At 65.9% G+C, this 5331-nt stretch carries 4 protein-coding genes; 1 reads left to right on the forward strand and 3 read right to left on the reverse strand.

From position 1 onward, the window contains the following. Positions 1–187: 187 nt before the first annotated feature. From AWB68_RS42395 to mdtD, 3 genes are all read right to left on the reverse strand, one after another. Positions 188–580 carry a RidA family protein gene (locus tag AWB68_RS42395; RefSeq protein WP_087650099.1) on the reverse strand — a complete coding sequence of 131 codons (393 nt, stop codon included), beginning with the start codon at positions 578–580 and terminating at the stop codon, positions 188–190. A 129-nt stretch (positions 581–709) separates the two neighbouring features. Next, positions 710–1984: an EAL domain-containing protein gene (locus AWB68_RS42400; protein ID WP_087650100.1), complete on the reverse strand. Its 1275-nt coding sequence runs from the start codon at positions 1982–1984 to the stop codon at positions 710–712. A gap of 274 nt (positions 1985–2258) precedes the next feature. After that, positions 2259–3707, reverse strand: a complete 1449-nt coding sequence (mdtD, locus tag AWB68_RS42405) for a multidrug transporter subunit MdtD (protein WP_087650101.1) — start codon at positions 3705–3707, stop codon at positions 2259–2261. A 114-nt stretch (positions 3708–3821) separates the two neighbouring features. On the opposite strand from mdtD, the gene AWB68_RS42410 reads away from it, so the two are divergent. Then, positions 3822–5331, forward strand: a 1510-nt coding sequence (locus AWB68_RS42410; RefSeq protein ID WP_087650102.1) for a CoA transferase, incomplete at its 3' end; no start/stop codon positions are given.

Consider the following 5331-nt stretch of genomic DNA (forward strand, 5'->3'; position numbering starts at 1 on the left):
CTGCTTTCTTTGCTTACTTTCTTTGCAGCAGCAAAGAAAGTGAGTCCCGCCCCGGACAGGGGCAGAGCAAATAAACCAAAACCAATACAAGTTTCATAGGAGCGCGAGCGCATCAAACGGCGTAAAGACTCCCCAAGCGCCGGCGACCCCATGATTCGCTCCTTCGATTCTGCGCCGCTCCGAAGCCCTACACGGCGGCGATGCAGTCGATTTCGATGTCGAAATGTCCCGGCCACGCGGGGACGCAGACGAAGATGCGCGCAGGTGGATCGATCGGAAAATAGCGGGCGTAGATTGCGTTCACCGCGGCGAATTTCTCGACCGACGTGCAGTACACATTGCACTTCAGCACGTTCGCGAGCGACGACCCAGCCGTCTCCAGGCACAGTTTCATCTGTTCGAGGACCAGTTCGGTCTGGCGTTCGATCGGGGCGTCGACGATCTGTCCTGTCGCGGGATCGAACGGTGGGAAGCCGGAGACGTAGATCGTCTCGCCGTGCCGCGTAACGGCCGAGGTCGGCGCCTTCCAGTTCTCCAGATACGTGGACAAGGGTTCCACGCGGATGACTTCTCGTTTCATCGATGCTCTCCAGTCGCGCGGCGAATCTTCGACGCACGGCCATGGTAGCGCCGTCCATGCGGACGTCGTTTCATGCTGGAGTGAAACAAGCATTGCGCCGGAAAGCGCGTTCAGGCGTCGAACCGACGTTCAATGCCGCCGGATTGCCGCATCCCAGTTGATGTCGACGCACAGCACCTGCAAGCCATGCGGCGTCTGTGCCGCGATCGACGCCGTCACGCACAGGTGCGCTTCGTTGATCGAGAGATAAGGCGCCGTCAGATGCACCCGGCCGGGCGCGCGCAGCGCCTCGATGAAATACGGCCGGCGCTCCCAGCTCGCGCCCTCGGAATGCAGCAAGGGACTGAAGCGCTTCGCGCGCTGCGACGCGCGCACGATCGGCACGACGTTGTCGCCGATCTGGCGTCCCGCGTGATCGAGCAGGAAGCAGCGCGCCGTGTCGAGCAATTGCAGCAGATCGCGCGTGGCCACGCCGAGCGATTCGCCTTCGACCAGTCGCGCTGCCGCGCTTTCCAGTCCGCTCACATAAGGTGCGAGCCGCGCCGACTGCGCGCGCTCACGCGCCGCGACCCGCTCGCGCGACGCCGCCGACAACGCGTCCATCACGTGCGCCGCCGCCTGCGGCTTGACGGCATCGACGCTCGGCCCGGCGAAATACGCGCCCTGCACGAAATCGACGTTGCATTCGAGCGCGATCAGCGCATCGCGTTCGGTGGTAAGGCCACCCATCAGGACCAGTTGCCCCGATTCGTGCAGCAGCGACACGAGCCCCGGCAGCACGCGCTCGATATGCTTGTGCTCGCTCGCCTGCTGGAGAATGCAGCGGTCGAGCGTCACGATGTCCGGCCGCAGATGCCACACGCGATCGATGTTCGAATGCTTGACGCCGAATCCGTCGAGCGAAATCAAGAAGCCCGACTTGCGCAGCGAATCGATGATTTCGGCGAAGCGCGTCGTCTCGCCGCCCGCCTGCTCCGGCACTTCGAGCACTACGCGCTGCGGCGGCAGGCCGAGTTCCTTGAGCGCCGCGAGCAGCGCGTCGCCGTAGCTCGTGTCCATCAGCGCGGCCGGGTGCAGGCTCAGGAATAGCCATTCGTCGTGGCTGTCGAAGGCGAAGAAGTTGCCCAGATGCAGCGATTCGGCCAGCCGGCCGAGTTCCAGCAGGTCGCCGCGACGCGCAGCCTGCGTGAACACTTCATGCGACGGCACGTGACGATTCGCGTCGTCGCGGGCGCGCAGCGACGCGTGATACCCGATCGCGCGGCGATGCGACACCGAGAACACCGGCTGGAACACGCTGAACACGGTGTACTCGCCGTACAGGACGGTGCGCCGCGAACCATCGTCGCCGGCGACGGGGCGCGGCGGCTGGAAGCGGGGAGGGTCGATTTCAACCATGCTCATGGTGGCGGGGCCCGAAGCCGGTGGCGTAAGCGTTATCGTTGCCTTCGAGTTTACTCGATAGGCGCCCGAACGATCGAGCAAGAACCATGCGCGTTTTCAGTTTTTTCGGGATGGCGCAGGGTATTCGTGTGTTTAATGGGTCATTCGGGCGGCGTATCGGGTGCCAATCGCATGAGCGCGTGTTGCGCCCCGGTGCCGCGCGCACCGTTCGAGTGCGCAGGCGCACGACCGGACGGCGGAATCGGCCGGGTCATCGTCCGGGTCGCTCCCGTCATCAATTCGATTCCGACGGGTCCACTTTGCGCTTCGATACGGCTTTGATCTCCGGCGCAAGCTGCCCGAAGATCCACGCGGTGGCGGCGGTAATCACGCCGACACAGAGAAACGTCGCGTGGAACGCGGGCAGCGAATTCGTCTCGGTGACGCGCGGCAAGAGGCCGGTGAAGGTCGCGAGGATCGCGCCCGCGACGGTCACGCCGAGGCTCATCGAGAGCATCTGCACGAGCGAAAACAGACTGTTGCCGCTGCTCGCGCCGCCGGTGCCGAGGTCCTTCAGCGTGAGCGTGTTCATCGCGGTGAACTGCATCGAGTTGACGGCGCCGAACAAGGCCAGTTGCGCGAGCCGCAGCCACAGCGGCTGATGGGCGCTCACGAGCGCAAAGCTCGCCATCATCAGCCCGACGAGCACCGTGTTCACGACGAGCACCTGCCGGTAGCCATGCCGTTCGATCAGGCGCGTGGCGAGACGCTTGGACAACATCCCCGCCGCCGCGACCGGCAGCATCATCATGCCGGCCTGGAACGCGGTGAAGCCGAGACTCACCTGCAACAGCAGCGGAATCAGGTACGGCATCGCGCCGCTGCCGATGCGCGCGAACAGGTTGCCTAGCAGGCCCACGCTGAACGTATGGATCTTGAAGAGGTCGAGCGAGAAGATGGGTTGCGGCACGCGCGTCGCGTGGAGTCCGTACGCGACGAAGCAGCCGAAGCTCAGGATCAGCAGCACCAGCACGATGGCGTGCTGCAGGCCGAGGTCGGCGAGACCGTCGAGCGAAATCGTGAGCGCGACCATTCCGACCGCGAGCAGCAGATAGCCCGCGAGATCGAAGGGGTGCGTGGCCGGGTTGCGGCTGTCGGGCATGTACAGGTTGGTCGCGATGCAGCCGATGACGCCCACCGGCACGTTGATCAGGAAGATCCAGTGCCACGACGCGATCTGCACGAGCCAGCCGCCGAGCGTCGGGCCGATCAGCGGGCCGATCAGGCCGGGAATCGCGACGAAGGCGAGCGCCGAGAGATAGCGCTCGGCCGGAAAGACGCGCAGCACCGCGAGCCGTCCGACCGGCAACAGCATCGCCCCGCCCACGCCCTGCACGACGCGATAGATCACGAGTTGCGTGAGCGATTGCGCATTCGCGCAGAGGAGCGAACCGATCGTAAAGACGAGGATCGCGCTGAAAAAGACGCGCTTCGTGCCGAGCCGGTCGGCGAGCCAGCCCGACACCGGGATCATCATCGCCATCGTGAGCGAATACGCGATCACGACGCCCTGCATGCGCAACGGTGCCTCGCCGAGACTCTTTGCCATCGCGGGCAGCGCGGTGTTGACGATCGTCGAATCCAGCGTCTGCATGAAAAAGCCCGTCGCGACGAGCCACAGCATCATCGTGAGCGAGCGGTCGGAGGGCGTGGGCGCAACGTTCGATTGAAGGGTGTCGGGCATGAGGGCGGTGCGCGTGGACGGGCGGTCGGGGCAAGGCGCCCTGATTTTACGGTTGATCCGGGTTCCGTGCCGCTCGTAGACTGAGGGGTCCGGCAGCCACGAGAGAGACCCGACATGACTGGGCTAGAGCAGCTTTGGCACGCGGCGCAGTGCGATCCGGCCGCGCTTTCTTTCATCTCGACGACGGGCGGCGATCCGCAGTTGCCGTCGGTGTATCGCGTGGCGTCGCTCGCGACGGACGTGATCGCGGCGCAGGCGCTCGCCGCGGCCGAGTGCTTTCGGCACCGCACCGGCCGCGCGCAGCACGTCGAGGTCGATGCGCGGCGCGCGTGCATCGCGTTTCGCAGCGAGCGTTATCTGCGCGTCGACGACGGTCCCGCGCCCGACTTGCGCGATCCGCTCACCGGCTTCTACGAGACGCGCGATGGGCGCTGGGTCCAGCTTCACGCGAACTTCGCGCACCATCGCGCGGGCATCGTGAAAGTGCTGGGATGCGCGAACGATCACGCCTCGGTGACGCAGGCGATTCGCGGCTGGGACGGCGCGGCGCTCGACCAGGCGCTCGGCGATGCGGGCCTGTGCGCCGCGCTGATCCGTTCTCCCGCCGAGTGGGCCGCGTTGCCGCAAGCGCAAAGTGTGGCGAGGCTGCCGTTGCTGGAGATCGTCCGCATCGGCGATGCACCTGCGATGCCGATCGGCGGCGAGCCAGGCGACCGGCCGCTCGCGGGCGTGCGCGTGCTCGATTTGAGCCGCATCATCGCGGGACCGGTCGCGGGGCGCACGCTTGCGCAACATGGCGCCAGCGTGCTGCTGATCAACGGTCCGCATCTGCCGAACATCGCGCCGCTCGTGATCGACAACGGTCGCGGCAAGCGCTCCGCGACGCTCGATCTACGCGAGACGAGCGGCCGCGAATCGCTCAAGGCGCTTCTGAAGGACGCCGATGTCTTCCTGCAATCGTATCGGCCAGAGTCGCTGGCGGCGCGCGGCTTCGGTCCCGGCGACGCGGCGCGGGTCAGGCCCGGCATCGTGTACGTGACGGTTTCGGCATACGGCCATGAAGGTCCGTGGTCGGCGAGACGCGGCTTCGACAGCCTCGTGCAGTCGGCGAGCGGGATCGCCTGGACCGAGGCTCGCGCGGCCGGCGAGACGAAGCCGCGCCACCTGCCATGCCAGGCGCTCGATCACGCGACCGGCTATCTCGCCGCGTTTGGCGCGATGGTCGCGTTGCACCGGCGCGCAATGGAAGGCGGAAGCTGGCTCGTGCGCGTGTCGCTCGCGCAGACGGGCCGCTGGCTCCAGTCGATGGGCACGATCGCGGATGGACAGCGCACGCCGGACGTGGGCTTCGACGATGTGCGCGACGCCTTGCAGACGATGGACTCGCCGTTCGGCAGGCTCACCTGCACGCAGCCAGCGGAGCGCATGCCGGCGACGCCGCCGCATTGGGCGCTGCCGCCGGTGCCGATCGGGCGCGCTGGGGGGGCGCTTGAGGGGGGTGTTTTACACCGTTTGATGCGCTTGGGCTTCTATGAAACTTGTTTTGTTTTTGGTTTATTAGCTCTGCCCCTGTCCGGGGCGGGACTCACTTTCTTTGCTGCTGCAAAGAAAGTAAGCAAAGAAA

Source organism: Caballeronia choica, assembly GCF_001544535.1.
GTDB classification, from domain to species: Bacteria; Pseudomonadota; Gammaproteobacteria; order Burkholderiales; family Burkholderiaceae; genus Caballeronia; species Caballeronia choica.

Bases quoted from the DNA above. Each gene is read 5' to 3' on its own strand.
- mdtD (WP_087650101.1), bottom strand. From the start codon at position 3,707: ATGCCCGACACCCTTCAATCGAACGTTGCGCCCACGCCCTCCGACCGC.
- AWB68_RS42395 (WP_087650099.1), bottom strand. From the start codon at position 580: ATGAAACGAGAAGTCATCCGCGTGGAACCCTTGTCCACGTATCTGGAG.
- AWB68_RS42400 (WP_087650100.1), bottom strand. From the start codon at position 1,984: ATGAGCATGGTTGAAATCGACCCTCCCCGCTTCCAGCCGCCGCGCCCC.